This is a genomic window from Rheinheimera sp. (assembly GCF_037442345.1).
In the GTDB taxonomy this organism is placed as follows: Bacteria; Pseudomonadota; Gammaproteobacteria; order Enterobacterales; family Alteromonadaceae; genus Pararheinheimera.
In genome coordinates this window covers 145,526-166,323 of the sequence record NZ_JBBIQL010000004.1, presented here as the reverse complement: position 1 = coordinate 166,323, position 20,798 = coordinate 145,526, and the positions used below count along the sequence as shown (strand labels likewise).

The following is a 20,798-nucleotide window of genomic DNA, read 5'->3' as shown; positions in this document are numbered from 1 at the left end:
GTTAATCCAGTAAATACAGCAACTGCAGTAACGAGCCGTGCCGGATAGCGGCTTTGGCCTGCGCCTGCACTTTGGGTTTGGCATGAAACGCGACGCCCAATGCAGCTTGAGCCAGCATAGGTAAGTCGTTGGCACCGTCCCCAATAGCCACGGTCTGCTCAGGGGCAATGTCATATTGCTGCCGGATCAGTTCAACCACCCTGGCTTTGTACTGAGCATCCACTATGTCTCCCAGTACCAGGCCAGTTAAATGCCCATCCACAATGTCCAGTTGGTTGGCAAAAGTGGCGGTTAACTGCAGACGCTGTTTTAAGGCTTCGGTAAAAAAGGTAAAGCCACCCGAAGCGATCACCACCTGCCACTGTTGTTGCTGCAATTTGGTCACCAGAGTCTCCAACCCCGGCATCAGCGGAAGCGCATCCAGTACCTGCTGCAAAATACCGGATGACGCACCGGCTAAGGTCGCCACCCGCTCCCGTAAGCTTTGGGCGAAATCCAGCTCGCCGTTCATCGCGCGGGCTGTGACTGCGGCCACTTGTTCACCTGTGCCTGCCAATTTGGCAATCTCATCAATGCATTCAATCTGGATAGCGGTCGAATCCATATCCATAACCAGCACACCAGGCTTGCGTAAGGTGGGGAAGGTCGTTTGGCAGACCAATTCCAGCCCTGCAGCCAGTGCCCAATCCGACAAATGCTGCAGAAATTCTGGCGTTGGTATGCTGCTCAGGCTGAACTGATAAGCGGGTGTTAAATCCGGATGGGGTTGAACCAGGCTCAATACAACACTTTGCTCGCCCAACAAAACACCGAGTTCCGACAAATGACTGATGGTTATTGAACCACCAAAGAGCCGGATACGGGCCACCGCCTTGGTGGCAGCTGCTGCCGTACCAGTGACCCCGCCCAGTTGCAATTGTAAAGGGCCTTGCGAAAGCAACTGCACTAACTCATTGATAGACATCGCACTTACTTGTTTTGATTCTGAAAAGCTCAAACTGCCACCTGTACTTCAATCTGTTGCCATGGCATTCTACCGACATTTTTCGGCAGATGTCAGCGCAAAACTTAAGCCTACTTATGCAATTTCAGTTCGGTAATCAGGAAAAAAAATCCCGTTTGTACCGCCTGGCCCAGGTGGTGCTGGTGGCTTTGGGTATTCTGGTGCTGAGCCAGTGGTGGTGGACCAGCCATAAACAAGGGGAGCAGTTGTTTCAGCAGCAAAGTGAAGAGTTGATGCGCTCTACGCTGGTGGCCTTATCCCATACAGCGGCTTATTTAATAGTCAACGATCAGCTGGAAAGCCTGAACCAACTGACCACCCATATTGCCAATACCCCCTATTTGCAGGACGTCGTAGTATACGACGCCAACGGCGCCAAGTTATCCGCCTCAAAGTCCGCCTCTCCGGCTTTGGTGATGTATGCACCGCAGTTTCAACCCGAACTGCTGGCGTTGGTGCAGGAAATTGAGCAGGACGGCCGGGTCATTGGTTACATTAAGATCAGTATGAAACTGGATGCCAGCCTGCTGCCTGTCACTCAGGCCTGGCAACAACTGATGCAACAAGTGGTCTGGATGTTATGGGTAGCCGGCCTGGTTGCTTTTGTGGTCCGGGGCTTGTGGAGCCGCTTTTTGCACCTGCTGCAGCGGCTGTGGAAAAAGCGTCAGGCTGAACCCAGCAACCTGCTTTGAGCGTTCAACCGAAGCACCTGACAACTGTTTTGCCACAGCTGTGCGGCCAGCTGCGTGGCTGGCTCAGAACGTAACTCAAGCAATGCCTGAAACACCAACCGCAGCTGAGCCGGTGTATTCACCTGCCCCTGAAAACCAGATAGTGGCATCGCCGGTGCATCGGTTTCCAGCACCAGCGCATCTAACGGGAATTTCTTCACCGCCTTTTTCGTTTTTTCAGCTCTCTGATAACTGATGGTGCCGCCAATACCCAACTTAAAGCCTAAATCAATAAAGGCTTTGCCTTGCTGATAACTGCCAGAAAAGGCGTGTAATATGCCGCCTTCATTAAACTGCTGCAGTTTAATTTCCGCCAGTAACTGCACCATGGATTTGCGGTGATGCAACACCACTGGTTTTTTCAGTGCTTTGGCAATCGCCAGTTGCTGACTGAAAAACAGCGCTTGCGCAGCAAACGTCGCTTCGTCCAGTGCATAATCCAGCCCAATTTCACCAATAGCACAGACCTCTGGCTGCGCAGCCAGCTGCGGCAATTGCTCCAAGGCGTTCAGCTGTGCACTGGCCGCCCACCAGGGGTGAACCCCCAAGGCGACATCAAACTTAAACTGCTGCTGCAAGGCGAGCAGCGGGAGCCAGTTTTTTTGCTCTACAGCGGGCACCAGTACGGCCTGCACGCCAAGGGCGCATGCCTGCTGCAGATGAAACTCAAGCTGAGGCAGCAGCTCTGGCAAATCCAGATGACAATGGGTATCAAACAACAAAGGCAGGGTTGGGCCTGCCTCTGACGCTATTTTTATGGACATAACCTGTCGATGCTCCAATTCTGGCCATCGGTTTTGTTGTACATAAAACGGTCATGCAGCCTGTGTTCGCCTCCCTGCCAAAATTCAATCTGATGCGGACGTACCAGAAAGCCGCCCCAAAAGGATGGCAGTGGCACTTCGCCTTGTTCGAATTTGTGTTTTATCTCGGCAAACTTTTGCAACAAGGCCTGACGGGTTGACACAGGGCGGCTCTGTTCAGACGCCCAGGCTGCCAGTTGACTTTCTTTGGGCCTGGACAAAAAGTAGCTGAGCACCTGACTGGTTGGCACCTGCTCAGCCCTGCCATATACAATGACCTGCCGCTCCAGCGGATGCCAGGGGAAATGCAGACAGACTTTGGGGTTATGCGATAACTCTGTGGCTTTACGGCTGCCCAGGTTAGTGTAAAACACAAAACCTTCAGAGCTGACGTCTTTGAGCAGTACGAGGCGCTGCGATGGCTGGCCATCCGGGCTGACCGTTGCCACACACATAGCGGTCGGGTCCGGCAATTCGGCGGCGATCGCGTCTTTAAGCCACAACTCAAACTGAGCAATAGGATCCGGGTTCAGCTGCTCTGCATCCAGTTTATTTAAGGTGTAACTGCGACGGATATCATCAATTTTCATGGCCAGCTCCCAACTAGTGGGGTCAGAGTAGTACTCTGACCCCAGGTTTTGTTACATCTTCTCCATGACTTCAATGCCAAGCAGCTCCAGCCCCTGCTTTAAGGTCAGGGCTACCAGAATGCTCAGCATTAAGCGGCTTTGTTTCTGCTCTGGTGCAACGCCCTCTTTCAAAATAGGGCAAGCTTCATAGAAGCTCATAAACTGGCTGGCCAGTTCATACAGGTAGTTACACAGCAGGTTGGGCACTGCATCTTTCATCACCGCCTGCAGCGTTTCTTCAAAACGCAGCAGTTTCACCGCCAGTTGTTTTTCCTGCTCTTCCACCAACACCAGCGCCGCATCAAAGCTCAGATCCACGCCGGCTTTACGCAGAATACTGCTGATCCTGGTATAGGCATATTGCAGGTAAGGCGCGGTCGCGCCTTCAAAACTCAGCATGGCGTCCCAGCTGAACATGTAATCGCTGGTACGGTTTTTCGATAAATCGGCAAACTTTACTGCGCCAATACCGACTTTACGCGCCACTTCCGCCATTTCGTCCGATGTCAGTTCAGACGACTTCTGTTTCACCACCTCGGCGGCACGACTGACCGCTTCTTCCAGCAACTCAGCCAGTTTCACAGTGCCACCGGTACGGGTTTTAAACGGCTTGCCGTCCTCGCCCATCATGGTGCCAAAAGGCGCATGTTCATACGCCGTTTCATCCCGCAGCAAGCCAGCTTTACGGGCGACCAGCTCCACTTGTTTAAAATGCAAGGCCTGGCGGGCGTCGGTGAAAATCACAATACGGTCAACACCTAAGCCATGGCTGCGGTACTGGCAGGCCGCCAGGTCGGTGGTGGCATACAGGAAACCACCGCCGGTTTTCTGGATAATAAAAGGCGAAGGGTTGCCTTCTTTGTCTGCCAGCTCCTGCAAAAACACCACCAGCGCGCCTTGATCTTCCACCGCCAGACCTTTGGTTTTAAGATCATCAACAATAGGCTGCAGCATGTCGTTATATGCACTTTCCGGCTTAATATGCTCATGCCCCAGGGTCACATTCAGCGTGCGGTACACTTCTTCGCTGTGCTTGACCGAGGTGTCAATAAATAACTGCCACAACTTTTTACAGTGCGCATCACCACTTTGTAATTTCACCACATAATCACGGGATTTATCGGCAAAACCAGCTTCGTCATCAAAACGTTTTTTCGCTTCGCGATAGAACTCTTCCAGGTCAGCCAACGCCACCTGCTCTAAATCGACACCCGCCGCCAGTTTGTCTTCCAGATGCGCTATCAGCATGCCAAATTGCGTGCCCCAATCGCCCATATGGTTCTGACGAATGACCTTGTCGCCCCAGAACTCCAGGCAGCGTACTAAGGCGTCCCCAATAATGGTGGAGCGCAAGTGACCGACGTGCATCTCTTTGGCCAGGTTTGGCGCCGAATAATCCACCACCACTTTCTGTGGTGCCGGATTGCTGCTGACGGTTAAACGCGGATTTTGTGCAGCCCCCGCCAGTTGCCGGGCCAGCCAGTCTTTGTTTAACGTCACATTGATAAAACCCGGGCCGGCAATGTCCACTTTTTCGGCCATCTCGCCCAAATCGAGCAGCTCCACCAACTGCTGTGCTAACGCACGCGGATTGGTTTTCAGCAATTTAGCGGCTGCCATGGCGCCATTGATCTGGTAATCCCCAAACTCCACTTTCGTGCTTTGCGTCACCGCCGTATTGGTGTCGGCCGGCAAACCGACAGCCATCATGGCTGCCTGAGTTTTTGCCGATAATAATTCTTTGATATTCATAAAATTCTTAACCTGTTACGACTGCGTCGCCTGTTAATGTTCGCGGGTCTTATGGAACTTGATTTTCGGATAGCGTTCCATGGCCAGATTCAGGTTCACCATAGTGGGGGCTATATAAGCCAGCGCATCCCCACCGTCCAGCGCCAGGTTGGCACTGGCCTTATTTTTAAACTCATCCAGCGCTTTGGCATCATCTGAATAGACCCAGCGGGCCGTGTTGACGTTCACCGCTTCATAGATGGCGTCCACTCCGTATTCAGATTTTAAGCGGTGCACCACCACATCAAACTGCAGCACACCGACAGCACCGACAATCAAGTCGTTGTTATCCAGCGGACGGAATACCTGCACAGCGCCTTCTTCCGACAACTGCACCAGGCCTTTAAGCAATTGTTTTTGCTTTAACGGGTCACGCAGGCGGATACGGCGGAACAGCTCAGGCGCAAAGTTCGGAATACCGGTAAAACTGAATTTCTCGCCTGAACTGAAGGTGTCGCCAATTTTAATGGTGCCGTGGTTATGTAAACCAATGATGTCGCCTGGGTAAGCTTCTTCGACATGCTCACGATCGCCCGCCAGGAACGTCAGCGCCTGTGGCACCAGAATATCTTTCCCAATGCGTACATGGTGCATCTTCATGCCTTTTTCATACTTGCCGGAGCAAATACGCAAGAAGGCAACGCGGTCACGGTGTTTCGGGTCCATATTGGCCTGAATTTTAAAGACAAAACCAGTAAAGCCCGGCTCGTCCGGCTGCACGGTGCGGCTGGTGGTGGCACGGGGTTGTGGTGCCGGCGCCCAGTCGGTCAGGCCGTCCAGCATATGATCCACCCCAAAGTTACCCAACGCAGTACCGAAGAACACGGGTGTCAGTTCACCTTTAATAAAGGCGTCCTGATCAAACTCATGGCTGGCACCTTTCACCAGCTCCATCTGCTCCCGTAAATCGGCCGCAAAATAACCAATACGCGCATCCAGTTCCGGGTTGTCGATACCTTTAATAATATCGACTTCCTGAATGGTATGGCCCATACCCGACTGATAGAAAATCACTTCGTCACGCAAAATGTGGTACACGCCCTTAAACTCTTTGCCTGAACCTATAGGCCAGGTAATAGGCGCACAGGCGATTTTCAGTACACTTTCCACTTCGTCCAGCAGGTCGATTGGGTCGCGGATATCGCGGTCCATTTTGTTCATAAAGGTGACGATTGGGGTGTCGCGCAGCCGGGTGACTTCCATCAGTTTGATGGTGCGCTCTTCAACACCTTTAGCGCCATCGATCACCATCAGGCAGCTGTCTACGGCGGTCAGTGTGCGGTAGGTATCTTCCGAGAAGTCTTCGTGGCCTGGTGTATCCAGCAGGTTCACCAGACAATTGGCATAAGGAAATTGCATTACCGAGGTAGTGACCGAGATGCCCCGTTCTTTTTCCATTTCCATCCAGTCGGAGGTGGCAAACTGACCGGACTTTTTACCTTTGACGGTACCGGCTTTTTGGATCAATTGTCCGAACAACAACACCTTTTCGGTGATGGTGGTTTTACCGGCATCCGGGTGCGAAATAATCGCAAAAGTACGGCGCTTATTAATTTCCTGCAAAAACTGTTCAGTGCTCATAGATGGCTGTCTTCAATAGCAAAACCCCGCTTCCACACAGCGTGGCCGGGATAAATTGCAGAGTTAAAAAATTGGGCGGGATTATAGCAGCTTACCAACAGCAGGCCCAGAATTTCGCCATCTGAACCTGTGGCAACCTTAACCCAAAGGCAGCGCCATCAGGATAGCGTCTTCGCGACCTTGTTTGGTCGGGTAATAATTGGGCCTTAAGCCTGTTTGGATAAAACCGGCCGATTCATAAAGCGCAATGGCCGCTGTATTGGACTGGCGTACTTCCAACCAGACATCCAGCACAGATTGACTCTGGGCCTGCGCTAAAAAATGTTGCAGCAATAAACGACCATAGCCTTTCCCTTGCGCTGAAGGCATCACACCTATATCAAACAATGAGGCTTCGACGGCCACTTTCTCACCGACGTAAAACCCCAGGACTTCACCTTCCAGCTCCAGCACCGCATTAAAATAACGTTCGGAAAAGCAACTATTGAAATTGCCCTGGGTCCAGGGGTAAGCATTGGCGGCCTGTTCAACCGCCAACATGGCCGGAATATCGGCTTCAGTTGCGCTGCGGATCTGTGCTGTCATTGTGGTCCTCGTGATACTGGGTAATGAGCTGCCAGAGCTGGCGCTTTTGCCCGGCATCAAGCTTTGCCGGAGTCAGCAGCAGGCCGGAGTTTAATTGCATATCGGTTTCAGCAATACGCCACGTCAGGCTGGGCGCATAACACTGCAATGCTGTCTGAATATCCTGCGTCAGCCAAGATATCGTATCGGGCTCTGCAACAGCTAACTCAGCCACCAGTGGTGTTTCGGATGTTGCTGCCGCTGATGGCTGCTCATGGAGTCGTTGAGGCTGTAAATGTAAAAAATCAGCATGCAACTTCAATGGCAGAATACTGTTGTGCTGTAAGAACTGATGCTGTAGTGGTGATAACTTCATAGTGAAGTCTGTTTAGAAGTGGCAGGGGCAGAGGGATTCGAACCCCCAACCATCGGTTTTGGAGACCGCTGTTCTACCAATTGGAACTATGCCCCTAGCGTTGAGGCCGCCATTATACAAAACAGCTATGAAAGGTAAAGCAAAAACAACCTGCCTTTGCACTGACTGCACAGAATTCCGCCGTTTTCCTCTATTCACTCAGGACGCCTCGCTGTTTATTCACAATTCCAGATGCACACAAGCACTTTAATTCGTTTTAATTAATAACACTCGTTGCTTTACTCTGCCGCTATTCACAACGGGAGAAATTTTATGAGCTTAGTCAAAGACATCTATCAAACTGAACTGGTTCGCCTGCAACAAGACGATACGATAGTGCATGCTGTTGAGCAACTGCAAAAAGCCGGTGCCAGTGGTGCTACCGTATTTCATCAACAGCAATTAGTCGGCTTTTTGTCTGAACAGGATTGTCTGGGTTCCATGTTGCATGCCAGCTACTTTTGCAGCACTGAAAATAAAATTCAGGAGGTAATGACGAAAAAAGTCATCAGCGTCAAACTGACAGATAGCCTGATTGATGCCGCGATGATTTTTAACAACCTGGCGCTGCACCAATTGCCCGTGTTGGATCATGACGGCCAGGTTGTCGGCATGCTCTACCGCCATCAGGTGGTGAAAGCTCTGGTTGGGCAATTGCAGCAATGTTACCAGACAGCGTCCTGAGCTATGCCAAAGGACGAGGAACTCGAAGCTGCCTGCTCTTTAAGCAACCATCTGATAGCAAAAGGAAACACAAAAACGTCTGGAACGTTTTTGGACAGCCGGAGGCTGGTCCCGAAGGGATTTTTCGCAGGATGCGAAAAACAAAAAAACCTGCACTAAGCAGGTTTAATGGGTGAAAACAGAAACAGCTGAGCCAACAATCTGGCTCAGCTCGTTTTCACGCCTTTTGCTGCGCAAAAGGCCGGAGGACGCGGGAGGGTGATGTCGGGATCTCAGCATGCCAGCAATTTGGCATGCTGCCGACTGAACGCCCTGAGCTCTGCGAAGGGCCGGAGTCACGGGAGTATTGCGTTTGGCGTCTTGCCAATTGAACCCGACGAGCTCTGCGAGCAGGTAGGAGCGTCTCACCGCCCGCGTCTTCAGAGATCTTTTTTGCTGAATGCGAAAAACAAAAAAACCTGCACTAAGCAGGTTTAATGGCGGACGCGGGAGGATTCGAACCTCCGACCGCTCGGTTCGTAGCCGAGTACTCTATCCAGCTGAGCTACGCGTCCATAAACTTTGCATCTTACAATAACAGCGCTTCTTCTCTCGGATGGCGGACGCGGGAGGATTCGAACCTCCGACCGCTCGGTTCGTAGCCGAGTACTCTATCCAGCTGAGCTACGCGTCCAGCATGACACAAAATGGCGGAGAAGGAGGGATTCGAACCCTCGATACCCTTTTGAGGTATACACCCTTAGCAGGGGTGCGCCTTCAGCCTCTCGGCCACTTCTCCGCGCTACGTTGCGGTGCGTATATTAATGTTTCAGGAAAATAAGTCAAACAATTTTTGGGGCTGGAATTCTTGTTTGCTGAGCTTTTAAGCAATTCGCACAAATATTGACTCAAACTCGTTAAAAATCACAAAAAACCCGGCAAACCCCTGAATTTTCTTTATTCTGCGTCGTTGCCGCTATAACCGCCAGGAGTTCCCTTTTCGGCCTGAATTCGCATGTAAATTTCTTCTCTGTGCACAGAGACTTCTTTTGGCGCATTGACACCAATACGGACCTGGTTGCCTTTTACACCCAATACAGTCACAGTGACTTCGTCACCGATCATTAAAGTTTCACCCACACGACGCGTTAAAATAAGCATATTAAGCTCCTTTCCTGTGATTCCAGCTTCCCATGGCCGCCAGGGCGGACCTGTCGGTTAAATGATAACCCAGAGAACAAATTTATGAAAATCTTACACTTAATTTTCTGTAATTAATAAAAGCCGGTGCAGTTCATTCGCCAGACTGACCAAATGACGTTCCAGCAGCAACACCGACAATTTAATTTCACTGCATTGGATAGCCACAGGCTCTGCAGCAAGAAGTTGTAACTGTTCCAGAACCACCGCCATCACCTCAGGGTTGGCTTTCACACCCACCCCAACAACAGAGAGTTTCGCCAGCCCCGTGAACACCAGCCAGTCAAAGCGTTGTTTTTCTGCCAATTCACCACACAGGTCTTCGACCACTGTCAGGTCCGCACGGTTCAGGCTGAAACCAATTTGTTGTGGACCCAGCAAACTAAAAAGATCGGTTTCCACCGACTGCCGGGCAAACTCTTTAAATAACTGGGTTTGTTGTGCCGTGCTGATCCCACTCAGCTGCAACCAGACTTCATCTTTCTGACAAGCAATGCCGGTCAGTTTGGGTAAGCTCATACCTGCTCCCTGATAACAGATCAGACTGCCCTGATCCGGTTTAAAACTGGACAAGACCCGCAGTGGCACCTGATGAGTAGTGGCATATTCAATAGAACGGGAATGTAAAACTTTAGCCCCTAAACTCGCCAGCTCCAGCATACTGTCGCTGTCAACCACAGGTAAACGGTATGCTGCAGCACAAATTCTAGGGTCTATGCTGTAAATGCCATCAACATCAGTAAAAATCTGACATTCATCAGCCTTCAGTGCAGCCGCCAGCGCCACAGCCGTGGTATCCGAGCCCCCTCGGCCAAGGGTGGTGATATTGCCTTCGATATCCCGGCCCTGAAAGCCAGCAACAATCACAATATGGCCCTGCTCCAGTTCCTGCCACAACCGTTCTGTCGCCACCGACAAAATACGGGCCCGGCTGAATTTATTGTCGGTCAGAATGCCCACCTGATCGGCCAGCAATGACACAGCCGGGTAACCCCGTTTAATCAGTGCTATCGCCAGCAGCGCAATGCTGGCCTGCTCACCGCTGGCGGCCAGCATATCCAGTTCACGGGTCGAAGGCCGGCTGTCAATCTGATGCGCCAGCCCCAGCAGTCGGTTGGTTTCACCCGCCATCGCAGACACCACCACCACCACTTTATGACCGGCGCGTACAGTTTCCGTCAACTGCTCTGCCACCGCTTCGATACGCTCGGGGGTACCTACTGAGGTACCCCCGAATTTTTGCACATAAAGCGCCACTGAGAATTACAGCTTGGCAACGATCTGGGTTTTGGCTTCTGCCAGTACCCGAGGCAGTGCCGCTACATCGGTACCACCGGCCTGAGCCAGATCCGGCTTACCGCCACCTTTACCACCCAGTTCAGCAGCGGCCCAGCCAATCAACTGGCCGGCATTCACTTTGTCGGTTAAGTCTTTGGTCACACCGGCAATCAGGCTGACTTTATCATCAGCGGCAGTGGCCAGTAACACTACACCTGAACCAATTTTTACTTTCAGTTCATCCACTAACGTACGGAAGCCTTTCGGGTCAGCTCCAGGCAGTTCTGCTATCAATACTTTGACACCATTGACCTGCTCGGCTTTATCCAACAAGGACGCACCAGCGGCGCTGGCCAGTTTGGCTTTGGCCTGCTCCAGTTCTTTTTCGGTGGCTTTGCTCTTGTCCAGTGCTTGCTGCACTTTGTCTGCAATAGACAGCACATCACCTTTGAGCAGCGCAGCCACAGTTTGCGCCTGCTGCTCTAACTGATGCAGATAAGCCAAAGCGCCACTGGCAGTAACCGCCTCAATGCGGCGCACACCAGCGGCAATACCACCTTCAGCCACCACTTTAAACAAACCTATGTCGCCGGTACGGCTGACATGGGTCCCACCACACAATTCAATGCTGAACTCCCCCATCGACAATACGCGCACTTCGTCGTCGTATTTCTCGCCAAAAAGCGCCATAGCACCAGCGGCTTTGGCATCGTCAATTTTCATCAGACGGGTCAGCACTTCGTGGTTTTGCTGAATTTGTTCATTGACCAGCTGTTCAATACGACGGATTTCATCGGCTTTCACTGCTTCAAAATGCGAAAAGTCAAAACGCAGCCGGTCTGGCCCGACCAACGAGCCTTTTTGGGTGACATGCTCACCTAACACAGTTCGCAGTGCCGCATGCAATAAGTGAGTGGCGGAGTGGTTTTTACGAATGGCATCCCGACGGGCATGGTCGATGGCCGCATCGACCATGTCGCCAACGGCCAAAGCCCCTTTTAAGGTGCCTTTATGGGCAAAAGCTTTGCCCACTTTAATAGTGTCTGTCACTTCAAACACGGCACCATTGCTTAAGGTTAAACGGCCGGTATCCCCCGTCTGACCACCCGACTCGGCATAAAATGGTGTCTGATCCAACACCACCAGTGCTTCAGTAGCGTCAGTTAATGACTGCACCTGCTCGCCACCAAGCAAAATTTCCACCACTTTGGCCTGTGCTTTGACCTCGGTATAACCTTTGAAATCGGTGCACTGCGCCGAGCTCAGCGCCTGGTTGTAATCCGCGCCAAAGTTAGAGGCCTGCTGAGCCCGTTTACGCTGTTCTTCCATCGCCGCTTCAAAGCCTGCCTGATCAACAGTGAAACCGCGTTCGCGCGCCACGTCATTGGTTAAATCCAATGGGAAACCGTAGGTGTCGTACAACTTAAAGGCAACGTCGCCCGGGATCTCTGTATTGGAACCTAAAGCCGCCAGCGCGTCTTCCAGAATCACCAGACCACGTTCCAGCGTCTTGCCAAACTGTTCTTCCTCCAGGCGCAGCACTTTTTCAATCACGGCCTGACGTTCCACCAGCTCTGGGTACGCTTCCCCCATTTGTTCCACCAGGGCTGCGACCAGTTTGCTGAAGAACACGCCTTTGGCACCCAGCTTATTCCCATGACGCACAGCGCGGCGGATAATACGGCGCAGCACATAACCGCGGCCTTCATTGGATGGCATCACACCATCCGCCACCAGGAAAGAGCAGCTGCGGATATGGTCCGCCACGACGCGCAGCGATTTGTCCGTTAAGTCGGTCGCACCTGTCACTTGCGCTGTGGCTTTAATCAGCGCAGCAAAGGTATCAATTTCATAGTTGCTGTGTACGTTTTGCAAAATAGCAGCAATACGTTCCAGGCCCATGCCTGTATCAACACTGGGTTTTGGCAATGGGTCCATCCGGCCATCGGCATGGCGGTTGAACTGCATAAAAACGTTATTCCAGATCTCAATAAAACGGTCGCCGTCTTCTTCCGGCGAACCTGGCGGGCCCCCCCAGATATGGTCGCCGTGATCATAAAAAATTTCGGTACAAGGACCACAAGGGCCGGTATCGCCCATAGCCCAGAAGTTATCTGACGCGTAAGGCGCGCCTTTATTGTCACCGATACGGATAGCCCGCTCAGCCGGCACCCCAATTTCTTTGGTCCAGATATCAAAAGCTTCATCGTCTGTGGCGTACACAGTGATCCACAGTTTTTCTTTGGGCAGTTTCACCACTTCGGTTAAAAACTCCCAGGCAAAACGAATGGCGTCCTGCTTGAAGTAATCGCCAAAGCTAAAGTTGCCCAGCATTTCAAAGAAGGTATGGTGGCGGGCGGTGTAACCGACGTTTTCCAGGTCGTTGTGTTTGCCACCGGCCCGCACACAACGCTGCGCAGTCACGGCACGGCTGTACGGACGTTTATCCTGGCCTAAAAACACATCCTTAAACTGCACCATACCTGCGTTGGTGAACAGCAGCGTTGGGTCGTTGCCCGGAATAAGTGAGCTGCTTGGCACAATTTGGTGCCCTTTGCTGGCGAAAAAGTCCAGAAAAGCCCGGCGAAGTTGGGCAGACGTCATGTACATAACCACATCCTACTGTTAAAGCTGTTTAAATAACTGCTGTATCACCTGGCCGTCAAAACCACGGCTTTGCAGGTATCTCATGCGTTTTTGTTTGTCCTGATAATCCACTATGGGTTTATCTGCGTATTTTTTTTGGTAAGCGTCCAAAGCGATACTCAACCAGTCGACATTTAATTCGTCCAGCACGGCCTGGACCAGGCTTTTTTCCAGCCCCTGTTCGGCACAAAGCTGGTTAATGTAAAACCAGCCATAACCTTTATGCAACTTTGCCTGGATGAGCTGACGGGCATAACGGCCGTTGCTCTGGTAACCGCGCCCCTTTAACCACCGCAATAAAGCCTCGGCCTGTTCGGCCGCAACCTGCTTTTGCCGCAGTTTTTGTGTCAGCTCGCGTTCGCTGTAATCGCGCCTCGCTAACAGGCCCAGCAGATAACTTTTCAGTTCTGCGTCTGTCAGTTCAGTACCAGAAGGCTGCATTTACACCTCCAGCGTGCTTTGCTCCTGAGTAGGCCCGACCTGCAAGGCAAAAATACTGCTGAACGACAGAAAAAACGCCACTTGCAGCACAGGTAACACCACCACAAAACCAATAAAAAAGGTCACCACACCAAACATACCGAGCGCCACAGCCAAAAGCCCGAATAAGCTCAAGGCGGCCACATTGCGCCAGCAGGCGGTCAGGCTGGCATTTAAAATCACCAGCAGACGCTGTTCATTTAAGAAGTAGGCTATAGCCACAGCGTAAGCGAACAGCATAAAAATCAGACTGACCATGGCCACAGTGCCAAACATCAGCATGGGCTCAATCTGCCCCTGTTTCATCTGCTCAACCAGTTCGGTTGCCAGCAGTGTCAGGGGGATATTCATCAGGACATTGGCTGATGCCAGACGGAGAAATACCCGACGGTATTGCGCCTGGCTGAATACAATAAATAAATCGCTGAACCGCACCTGCTGTTCTTTCTGCAATTGCACTATGGCCCGGTAAAAACCTGCAGTTAAAAATGGATTGGCCAGCAGTAGCACAATCAGCAAAATGGGGCTGATATTGGCGGCAAGACTTAAACCAGCCATAAACATCACCATGCTGATTAACACGGCGTAATGGCGTTTGAATAATTGCCAGGCCTGAGAGATCCAGTCGATCCCGGATTGCAAGCTGACTCGGCGAATCACCAGTTGCAATTGTAATTTTGGTTCCACGTTTCACTACCTTCAGCACCGGCGGGCTTTGAAGCCCTCAGACCGGACCATAAAATGGCGATAGTGTACTGCAAACACCAGCCTGCCTGAATAGCTTTGCCTGAGACAGCCATAAAAAAGCCGGCCAAAGGCCGGCATTTTCACAAATTTCGCCTGATTTACTCAGTCACTATCGTCATTTCCTGCAGCAGATTCGCAGCGCCATCCACTTTTTCCATCTGCCACAGCATATAACGGCTGTCGACATGGATAGAGCGGTTGGTCGCCGGGTCATAATCCCAGTTGGCGATAATGCCTTCAATAACACCGTCAAACAACAAGCCCACCAGCTCCGCTTTGCCATTCAGGGTGGGTGAGCCTGAGTTGCCCCCTGTGGTGTCCACAGTGCTTAAGAAGTTCACCGGCAACTGACCTGCCGCATTTTTATAACTGCCAAAGTCGCCTTCTTTGATGGCTTCAAGCTGGGCTTTCGGTGCATCAAAAGGGTCCACCCCCGTGGCTTTTTGCAGAATACCTGCGGTGGTTGTGAACGGCTGGTAGGTCACAGCGTCTTTTGGTGAATAGCCTTGCACTGAGCCGTAAGTCACCCGAAGTGTGCTGTTCGCATCGGCGTACACAGGTTTGCCCTGGCTCTTGTTAAAGGCAATCACCGCTTCCATCACCAAAGGACGGGCGACCGCCATTAACCCCGCCTGTTCTTTTTGCTGTTGCTCTAAGGCCATCCGGCTGTCGTACATGGCCACGGCGAACTGGATTAACGGGTCGGTGCTGGCTTTAAACTCCTCCACCGATTTACCCATCCAGGCCAGGCGCTCTGCTTCGTCGCTTAATTGACTGCCCTGATAAATACCAGCCAGCTTTTGCCTGAGTGCAGCTTCATCCACCACACCATTGAGGCCAAAATACCCATCAAAAGCCTCCAGGCGCTGCGCCTGAGGTAAAGCGGCGTATTGCTTCAGGAAATGCAGTGCCAGCTCCTGCTCCACTGTGACATCGAAGCTGCGGCTTAAGCGTTTCATCGAGGCAGCAAAACGCTCCAGGTCACGCTGCTGATAACCAGTTTCACGTTCTGCATCCGGCTTTTGTTGTTCCTGCGCCAGCCGGTACAGCCGCTCGGCCGTGCTGAACAGCTGAGCATAACCGAAGTAATTCAGCACCAGGTCACGCTGCTGAGTTTCGGCCTGTTGTGCGACCAGTTGATTCAGCTGGCGCACCGCAGGGGCGTATTTCGCCTGACGGGCCGGGCTGGATTTAATCCAGCGGTTCAGTACTTTCTCAAACTCATCTTTACGCTGTTGCGTGCTGCCTGTCTGGTAGCTTTGGATCATGCCTTCAAAGTTTTTCGCATAGTTGGCCAAACCAGCCAGAATGCTTTCGTATTTGATCCGTGCTTCAGAGCCTTCAGGCGCATGTTGTTTAATCACCGCCATGGCTTGCTCGCGGTAAGCTTTGGACTGAGGTAACACTTGCGTAAACTGATTCCGTACATCTGCCGCACTGTTGTACCTGTTGGTACGGCCAGGGTAACCAATCACCATCACAAAATCGTTTTCCTGCACACCTTTGGCCGACACTTTCAGGTACGAAGGAGGCGTAAAAGGCACATTGTCCTGGCTGAAATCGGCCGGCTGACCGTCTTTGCCGACATAAGCCCGGTAGAACGAATAATCCCCGGTGTGGCGTGGCCACATCCAGTTATCGATATCACCACCAAACTTGCCCACACCACTGGCCGGGGCATGCACCAGCCGCACGTCACGGATTTCCATTTGTTTGATCAGGTAATACTCCAGACCGCCATGGAAGCTGTAGACGTCACAGCGGTAACCCGGAGTCTCGCAATCCGCGACCAGGCTTTTACGCAGTTCATCAATTTTGTCGAACCGGGCTTTGCCTTTTAATTGCGGGCTCAGTTCCTGATTAATGGCCGGCGTGACATTGGTCACTTCCTGAGTGACAAAAATCTTCGAACCAGGCGCAGCCGGTAATTCCTGTTCCAGCGATTGCGCTAAAAAGCCATTGGCCAGCAGGTTGTTGTCCGCTGTGCTGTTATGCTGAATACTGCCATATGCGCAGTGATGGTTGGTGACCACCAGGCCCTGAGGCGACACAAAAGAGGCAGTACAGCCGCCAAGGCTAATCACAGCATTCATCGGAAATGCCGTCAGCTGGGCAATACTTTTTGCGTCAATCTGCAAACCTTTGGCTTTTAATACAGCTTCCAGCTCAGGAAGCTGATGAGGTTGCCACATGCCTTCATCAGCCTGAACCACAGCGGCCAGGCTCAGTGCGAGAGTCAGAATAGTTTTTTTCATTGGGTATCCTTGGCTAGCGCCGGAATAAAGCGTATGTCACGCGGTTAACGTGCCCCATTCTGCGGTTTTTCTGCCAAAAGTAAACCCGGACTCTGCTTGAATTTCAGGGCTTTGACCTCATAATGCCCAAAGCTTTACCTGACAGGACAACCGCATGGAACCCGTACTGGAAAAATTGATCTACGCAACCCGCTGGCTGATGGCGCCGATTTACCTTGGTTTAAGCCTGGCCTCGCTGGCACTTGGCCTGAAGTTTTTTCAGGAGGTGTTCCATATTCTGCCGATCATCTTCAGTATGAAAGAGGTGGATTTAATTCTGGTGGTGTTGTCGCTGATTGACATTTCCCTGGTGGGTGGCCTGATTGTGATGGTGATGTTTTCCGGTTATGAAAACTTCGTGTCACGGCTGGATGTGGACGGCGACAGCGACAAACTGAGCTGGCTGGGCAAACTGGACTCCAACTCGCTGAAAAACAAGGTGGCCGCCTCTATTGTCGCCATCAGCTCCATTCATCTGTTGAAAATTTTTATGGACACCCAAAATATCGATAACGACAAAATCATGTGGTACCTGCTGATCCATATGACCTTTGTGGTGTCTGCCTTTGCGATGGGGTATCTGGACAAAATTACCAAAGAGTCTGGCCGTAAGGATAACTTCTGATCTGACTGAACGCAGGCACGAGCCCATCCGGCGCCTTGTCTGCATCCATCAGCCAATTGCAGCCAGGCCTGTTGCCAGCCAGTCCTGTACTTCAGGTGCCGCCCGCCTGAGCTCAATACGCTGGCACTGGTTAAAATCCGCATACTGTTTCAGTGCTTTTAACAACGCTTGTCTGAACCCCTCCGTCAGGCGGGTACCGGGCTCCAGCTGCAGATGTTGCAGTAATAACAGCCCTTCTTTTCGTTCTGCTTTCACATCCACCTGACCAACAAAGCGATCCCGGTACAAGACGGGCAAGCTGTAATAACCCACCTTACGTTGAGCCGCCGGCACATACACTTCCATCTGGTAATCAAAGCCAAATAACTGGCGCAACCGTTCGCGCTGGATCACCAGGTTGTCAAAAGGCGACAACAACCAGACTTTATCCGGTACTTTGTCAGTAAGCGCTAACTGGGGGGAATAAAAGTAAACCTGACCGTCTTTTGCGAAACTGCAGAGCCGCCCTTCTTGTACTGCACTGAACAGCTGCTGCTGAACTTGGGTTTTGCAGTTCTTTCGTAAGTAACAAATTTGCCCTACGGTGGCCACCGCCTGGCTTTGCAAAGTCCGTTCAATTAAATGGCGGGCAAATTCGGCAGCGGAAGGTGCTGTCAACTCAGTGCACTGCGGGTACAGTCGTTCCGTCAGCTCATAGAGTTTCTGAAAGTTGCCCTGACGCAACACCGACAAATGCCCTTGCATAAACAGCTGTTCCAGCGCCTGCTTGGCTGGCTGCCAGTTCCACCAGCCGCCCTGATTGCTGCCCGCTTCCGTAAAAAACCGGCCTGGCAAAGGCCCTTGTTGGCGAATTTGCTCCAGTACCTGCTGCATCAGTGGCTGCTCAGGGCTGAACCAATGGGTCTCGCCAGCCCGCAGTGGCAGTTTGCGCTGCAGACTGAAGCGAAAATCTTCCATAGGCAAAAATGCCGCCGCATGCGCCCAGTACTCAAACAGCTGCTGCTGTGCGACGGCTTGCTGCAGTAAATCAGGCTGGTAGCGCCGTACTCTGTTAAACAACACATGGTGATGGGCGCGTTCCACCACATTGATGGAATCCACCTGCACATAACCCAGTTGGCGGACCACCCGGGCCACAGCCCCCTGACCTTGTTGGGGCTTTAACAAGCCCTGTTGCTGCAACACCAGCTGGCGTAATTGAGTTGGGCTGAATGGGCTGGATTGCTGTTTCATTTAAAATTTCAGGTAAAAGTCGGCTAATAAACGTCGGTAGGCCTGACTGTACTGGCCTTGGGCATCCCGGATCAACAGCTCATTGCTTTCGCAAGGCCCGGGTTCGCGATTCAATTGCATCAGCCATAAGCGGGCGGCTTTGCCCTCCCGCTCGCTGACCCGGCATAACCGCTGCAAATGCCAGCCCTGCTGCAGAGCCTCCGGCACTAAGGTTTCAGCCACTGAGGCTGGCAATACCAGGGCGAGCGACGCTGAAGCCGTGGCTAAGCGGGCACTGACCTGCAGCAAAGACCCTAAAGGCAAGCTGTCGGTATGACGGGCCTGTGCCCGTCTGCTCTCTTCAGATTTAAGGCTGTTCTCAAAATAAGGTGGGTTGGAAACCAACAGCTGATACGCCGCAACATGGTGATCCGCTGTGGCATAGGTTAGAATATCCGCCTGAATCACCTGGATCTGAGGTGCCCAGGGGCTGGCCTGCACATTCTGCCCGGCCTGCATTGCCGCCATGCTGTCAATTTCAACCGCATCAATCTGATACTGCATTTGGGCTGCAGCCAGGCGCTGCGCCAGCATCAGCGACAGCAAACCGCTGCCACAGCCGATATCAAGCAGACGCAGGGATGGTGCGCTGGCGGGCAGCCGCAGCCAGGCGCCCAGCAGCAGTGAGTCTGTACTCACTTTCATGGCACACAGATCATGGGCAACAAAAAACTCTTTACAACGAAATCCCTGGTTCATCACAGGCCCTGCGCCGGAAAACGGCCAGTGTAAAAGAATCCGTAACGGCTGTCAGCTGACAGTCTGACACAGAAGGAACAGAGCTTGACTGATACACTTCCCACGCAGGAAAAAGTGCTTTTTTCTGCCTTTGATTTAGCACCCGAACTGGAGCTGGCCCTGCAAAAAGCCGGCTTTAAAGAAGCCACCAGTATTCAGCAACTGGCCATTCCCGGTGCTCTGGAAGGCCGGGATTTATTGGCCAGCGCACCAACAGGCACAGGCAAAACCCTGGCGTTTTTATTACCTGCTATTCAGTACCTGCTGGACTTTCCGCGCCGTGACCCAGGCTTTGCCCGGGTGCTTGTGATGACCCCAACCCGTGAGCTGGCTTATCAGGTGTTTGAACAGGCGCAGCAGCTGATTGCGGGGACCGACCTGCACGCCGGGGTAATCACAGGTGGCGTGAACTACGGCAGCCATAAAGAAACCCTGACCAAAAACAATGACATTCTGGTCGCCACCCCAGGGCGTTTGATTGAGTATCTCGACAACGAAACCTTTATGGCGGACGAAGTCGAAGTGCTGATCCTCGACGAAGCCGACCGGATGCTGGATATGGGTTTTGTTGGTGAAATGAACCGCATCATCGACGAAGCCAAACGCCGCCGTCAGACCTTATTATTTTCCGCCACCCTTGAAGGCATTGGCATTCGTCGTTTTGCCGAACGGGCACTGAAAGAACCACTGCAGTTGGAAGCCGACCCGCCACGCCGGGAGCGCGGTAAAATCACCCAGTGGATCCATCTGGCCGACGACGCCGCCCACAAGCTGGCCCTGTTAATCCATATTCTGCGGCAGGACGATGTGAAAAAAGCCATTGTCTTTGTGAAAACCCGCGAACGGCTGGCCACCTTAACAGGCCAGCTGCAAAGTGCAGAGCTGCGCTGTAACTGGCTGCAGGGCGAGATGCCACAAGACAAACGCCAGGCGGCCGTTGCGGCCTTCAGTGCCGGTAAAGTACGGATACTGGTCGCCACAGACGTGGCCGCACGGGGTCTGGATATCGACGATATTACCCATGTGATTAACTACGATATGCCCAGAACGGCCGATGTCTATGTGCATCGTATTGGCCGCACTGGCCGCGCCGGTAAAAAAGGCACCGCCATTTCACTGGTGGAAGCACACGATATTGCTGCTGTTGGTAAAATAGAACGTTACACCGAACAGGCGCTGAAGCGCCGGGTGATTGAAGGCTTACGACCCAAACACAAAGAAGCCAGCCCGCCGACCAAAAAGAAAAAGCCGAAAACAGCGGCCAAGAAAAAAGCGCTGAAAAAAGCGGCCAAAACCAACGCTTAACCGCTGAAAGAACAACGCAGCCAACAGGCTGCG

The 20,798-nt window shown here is 52.2% G+C and carries 19 protein-coding genes and 4 tRNA genes; 4 read left to right on the top strand and 19 right to left on the bottom strand.

Annotated features, from left to right (window positions below; translation table 11 throughout):
- Position 1: 1 nt before the first annotated feature.
- Entirely contained in the window at positions 2 to 964 is a 963-nt protein-coding gene (gene serB, locus WKJ04_RS03650) for a phosphoserine phosphatase SerB (protein ID WP_337879161.1), read from the bottom strand.
- A gap of 116 nt (positions 965 to 1,080) precedes the next feature.
- Here serB and WKJ04_RS03645 point away from each other — a divergent pair, with 116 nt between their 5' ends.
- Positions 1,081 to 1,695 carry a hypothetical protein gene (locus tag WKJ04_RS03645; protein ID WP_337843270.1) on the top strand — a complete coding sequence of 205 codons (615 nt, stop codon included), beginning with the start codon at positions 1,081 to 1,083 and terminating at the stop codon, positions 1,693 to 1,695.
- On the opposite strand, the gene WKJ04_RS03640 is transcribed toward WKJ04_RS03645, so the two are convergent.
- The 7 genes from WKJ04_RS03640 to WKJ04_RS03610 all read right to left on the bottom strand — a co-directional run bounded on the left by WKJ04_RS03640 (position 1,668) and on the right by WKJ04_RS03610 (position 7,574).
- Positions 1,668 to 2,498, bottom strand: a complete 831-nt coding sequence (locus tag WKJ04_RS03640; RefSeq protein WP_337879160.1) for a TatD family hydrolase — start codon at positions 2,496 to 2,498, stop codon at positions 1,668 to 1,670. The genes WKJ04_RS03645 and WKJ04_RS03640 overlap by 28 nt on opposite strands.
- A complete protein-coding gene (gene pdxH, locus WKJ04_RS03635; RefSeq protein ID WP_337879159.1) occupies positions 2,489 to 3,127 on the bottom strand; it encodes a pyridoxamine 5'-phosphate oxidase in 639 nt (212 codons plus the stop codon). Before pdxH ends, WKJ04_RS03640 begins: the two co-directional genes overlap by 10 nt.
- Positions 3,128 to 3,178: 51 nt before the next feature.
- Positions 3,179 to 4,918, bottom strand: a complete 1,740-nt coding sequence (gene argS / locus WKJ04_RS03630; RefSeq protein WP_337879158.1) for an arginine--tRNA ligase — start codon at positions 4,916 to 4,918, stop codon at positions 3,179 to 3,181.
- A gap of 33 nt (positions 4,919 to 4,951) precedes the next feature.
- Positions 4,952 to 6,538, bottom strand: a complete 1,587-nt coding sequence (gene prfC / locus WKJ04_RS03625) for a peptide chain release factor 3 (RefSeq protein WP_337879157.1) — start codon at positions 6,536 to 6,538, stop codon at positions 4,952 to 4,954.
- Between the two features lie 138 nt (positions 6,539 to 6,676).
- On the bottom strand, positions 6,677 to 7,123 hold the full coding sequence (rimI, locus tag WKJ04_RS03620) for a ribosomal protein S18-alanine N-acetyltransferase (RefSeq protein ID WP_337879156.1): 447 nt from the start codon (positions 7,121 to 7,123) through the stop codon (positions 6,677 to 6,679).
- Positions 7,095 to 7,478, bottom strand: a complete 384-nt coding sequence (locus WKJ04_RS03615) for a hypothetical protein (protein ID WP_337879155.1) — start codon at positions 7,476 to 7,478, stop codon at positions 7,095 to 7,097. The genes rimI and WKJ04_RS03615 overlap by 29 nt, the downstream gene beginning before the upstream one ends.
- A gap of 19 nt (positions 7,479 to 7,497) precedes the next feature.
- A tRNA-Trp gene (locus tag WKJ04_RS03610) sits at positions 7,498 to 7,574 on the bottom strand.
- 216 nt (positions 7,575 to 7,790) lie between these two features.
- On the opposite strand from WKJ04_RS03610, the gene WKJ04_RS03605 reads away from it, so the two are divergent.
- A complete protein-coding gene (locus WKJ04_RS03605) occupies positions 7,791 to 8,201 on the top strand; it encodes a CBS domain-containing protein (RefSeq protein WP_337879154.1) in 411 nt (136 codons plus the stop codon).
- A gap of 477 nt (positions 8,202 to 8,678) precedes the next feature.
- Here the strand turns inward: WKJ04_RS03605 and WKJ04_RS03600 are convergent.
- From WKJ04_RS03600 to WKJ04_RS03560, 9 genes are all read right to left on the bottom strand, one after another.
- Positions 8,679 to 8,755: transfer RNA gene (locus WKJ04_RS03600), tRNA-Arg, on the bottom strand.
- 42 nt (positions 8,756 to 8,797) lie between these two features.
- Positions 8,798 to 8,874 (bottom strand) — tRNA-Arg (locus WKJ04_RS03595).
- Positions 8,875 to 8,888: 14 nt separating this feature from the next.
- A tRNA-Ser gene (locus WKJ04_RS03590) sits at positions 8,889 to 8,979 on the bottom strand.
- A 158-nt stretch (positions 8,980 to 9,137) separates the two neighbouring features.
- Positions 9,138 to 9,341: a carbon storage regulator CsrA gene (csrA, locus tag WKJ04_RS03585; RefSeq protein ID WP_337843262.1), complete on the bottom strand. Its 204-nt coding sequence runs from the start codon at positions 9,339 to 9,341 to the stop codon at positions 9,138 to 9,140.
- Between the two features lie 99 nt (positions 9,342 to 9,440).
- Positions 9,441 to 10,625 carry an aspartate kinase gene (locus WKJ04_RS03580; RefSeq protein WP_337879153.1) on the bottom strand — a complete coding sequence of 395 codons (1,185 nt, stop codon included), beginning with the start codon at positions 10,623 to 10,625 and terminating at the stop codon, positions 9,441 to 9,443.
- Positions 10,626 to 10,643: 18 nt separating this feature from the next.
- The gene (gene alaS / locus WKJ04_RS03575) at positions 10,644 to 13,268 is read right to left on the bottom strand and encodes an alanine--tRNA ligase (RefSeq protein ID WP_337879152.1); all 2,625 of its coding nucleotides are present in this window, start codon (positions 13,266 to 13,268) and stop codon (positions 10,644 to 10,646) included.
- 15 nt (positions 13,269 to 13,283) lie between these two features.
- Complete coding sequence (locus WKJ04_RS03570) at positions 13,284 to 13,745, bottom strand: regulatory protein RecX (RefSeq protein ID WP_337879151.1); 462 nt, start codon at positions 13,743 to 13,745, stop codon at positions 13,284 to 13,286.
- Entirely contained in the window at positions 13,746 to 14,471 is a 726-nt protein-coding gene (locus WKJ04_RS03565) for a hypothetical protein (RefSeq protein WP_337879150.1), read from the bottom strand.
- 158 nt (positions 14,472 to 14,629) lie between these two features.
- A complete protein-coding gene (locus tag WKJ04_RS03560; RefSeq protein WP_337879149.1) occupies positions 14,630 to 16,786 on the bottom strand; it encodes a S46 family peptidase in 2,157 nt (718 codons plus the stop codon).
- A gap of 154 nt (positions 16,787 to 16,940) precedes the next feature.
- On the opposite strand from WKJ04_RS03560, the gene WKJ04_RS03555 reads away from it, so the two are divergent.
- On the top strand, positions 16,941 to 17,450 hold the full coding sequence (locus tag WKJ04_RS03555; RefSeq protein ID WP_337879148.1) for a TIGR00645 family protein: 510 nt from the start codon (positions 16,941 to 16,943) through the stop codon (positions 17,448 to 17,450).
- 48 nt (positions 17,451 to 17,498) lie between these two features.
- Here WKJ04_RS03555 and WKJ04_RS03550 read toward each other — a convergent pair whose 3' ends face one another.
- On the bottom strand, positions 17,499 to 18,683 hold the full coding sequence (locus WKJ04_RS03550; protein ID WP_337879147.1) for a crosslink repair DNA glycosylase YcaQ family protein: 1,185 nt from the start codon (positions 18,681 to 18,683) through the stop codon (positions 17,499 to 17,501).
- Positions 18,684 to 19,421: a methyltransferase gene (locus WKJ04_RS03545; RefSeq protein ID WP_337879146.1), complete on the bottom strand. Its 738-nt coding sequence runs from the start codon at positions 19,419 to 19,421 to the stop codon at positions 18,684 to 18,686. It abuts the gene before it with no gap.
- 84 nt (positions 19,422 to 19,505) lie between these two features.
- On the opposite strand from WKJ04_RS03545, the gene srmB reads away from it, so the two are divergent.
- Entirely contained in the window at positions 19,506 to 20,765 is a 1,260-nt protein-coding gene (gene srmB / locus WKJ04_RS03540; RefSeq protein ID WP_337879145.1) for an ATP-dependent RNA helicase SrmB, read from the top strand.
- The last annotated feature ends 33 nt before the right edge of the window (positions 20,766 to 20,798 follow it).

What these genes read in the sequence shown, in the direction of transcription:
- WKJ04_RS03560 (WP_337879149.1), bottom strand. Translation starts at nt 16,786, where the DNA reads ATGAAAAAAACTATTCTGACTCTCGCACTGAGCCTGGCCGCTGTGGTT.
- WKJ04_RS03640 (WP_337879160.1), bottom strand. Translation starts at nt 2,498, where the DNA reads ATGTCCATAAAAATAGCGTCAGAGGCAGGCCCAACCCTGCCTTTGTTG.
- argS (WP_337879158.1), bottom strand. Translation starts at nt 4,918, where the DNA reads ATGAATATCAAAGAATTATTATCGGCAAAAACTCAGGCAGCCATGATG.
- WKJ04_RS03605 (WP_337879154.1), top strand. Translation starts at nt 7,791, where the DNA reads ATGAGCTTAGTCAAAGACATCTATCAAACTGAACTGGTTCGCCTGCAA.
- alaS (WP_337879152.1), bottom strand. Translation starts at nt 13,268, where the DNA reads ATGTACATGACGTCTGCCCAACTTCGCCGGGCTTTTCTGGACTTTTTC.
- WKJ04_RS03550 (WP_337879147.1), bottom strand. Translation starts at nt 18,683, where the DNA reads ATGAAACAGCAATCCAGCCCATTCAGCCCAACTCAATTACGCCAGCTG.
- csrA (WP_337843262.1), bottom strand. Translation starts at nt 9,341, where the DNA reads ATGCTTATTTTAACGCGTCGTGTGGGTGAAACTTTAATGATCGGTGAC.
- WKJ04_RS03615 (WP_337879155.1), bottom strand. Translation starts at nt 7,478, where the DNA reads ATGAAGTTATCACCACTACAGCATCAGTTCTTACAGCACAACAGTATT.
- WKJ04_RS03645 (WP_337843270.1), top strand. Translation starts at nt 1,081, where the DNA reads ATGCAATTTCAGTTCGGTAATCAGGAAAAAAAATCCCGTTTGTACCGC.
- pdxH (WP_337879159.1), bottom strand. Translation starts at nt 3,127, where the DNA reads ATGAAAATTGATGATATCCGTCGCAGTTACACCTTAAATAAACTGGAT.
- rimI (WP_337879156.1), bottom strand. Translation starts at nt 7,123, where the DNA reads ATGACAGCACAGATCCGCAGCGCAACTGAAGCCGATATTCCGGCCATG.
- WKJ04_RS03555 (WP_337879148.1), top strand. Translation starts at nt 16,941, where the DNA reads ATGGAACCCGTACTGGAAAAATTGATCTACGCAACCCGCTGGCTGATG.
- WKJ04_RS03570 (WP_337879151.1), bottom strand. Translation starts at nt 13,745, where the DNA reads ATGCAGCCTTCTGGTACTGAACTGACAGACGCAGAACTGAAAAGTTAT.
- serB (WP_337879161.1), bottom strand. Translation starts at nt 964, where the DNA reads ATGTCTATCAATGAGTTAGTGCAGTTGCTTTCGCAAGGCCCTTTACAA.
- prfC (WP_337879157.1), bottom strand. Translation starts at nt 6,538, where the DNA reads ATGAGCACTGAACAGTTTTTGCAGGAAATTAATAAGCGCCGTACTTTT.
- WKJ04_RS03545 (WP_337879146.1), bottom strand. Translation starts at nt 19,421, where the DNA reads ATGAACCAGGGATTTCGTTGTAAAGAGTTTTTTGTTGCCCATGATCTG.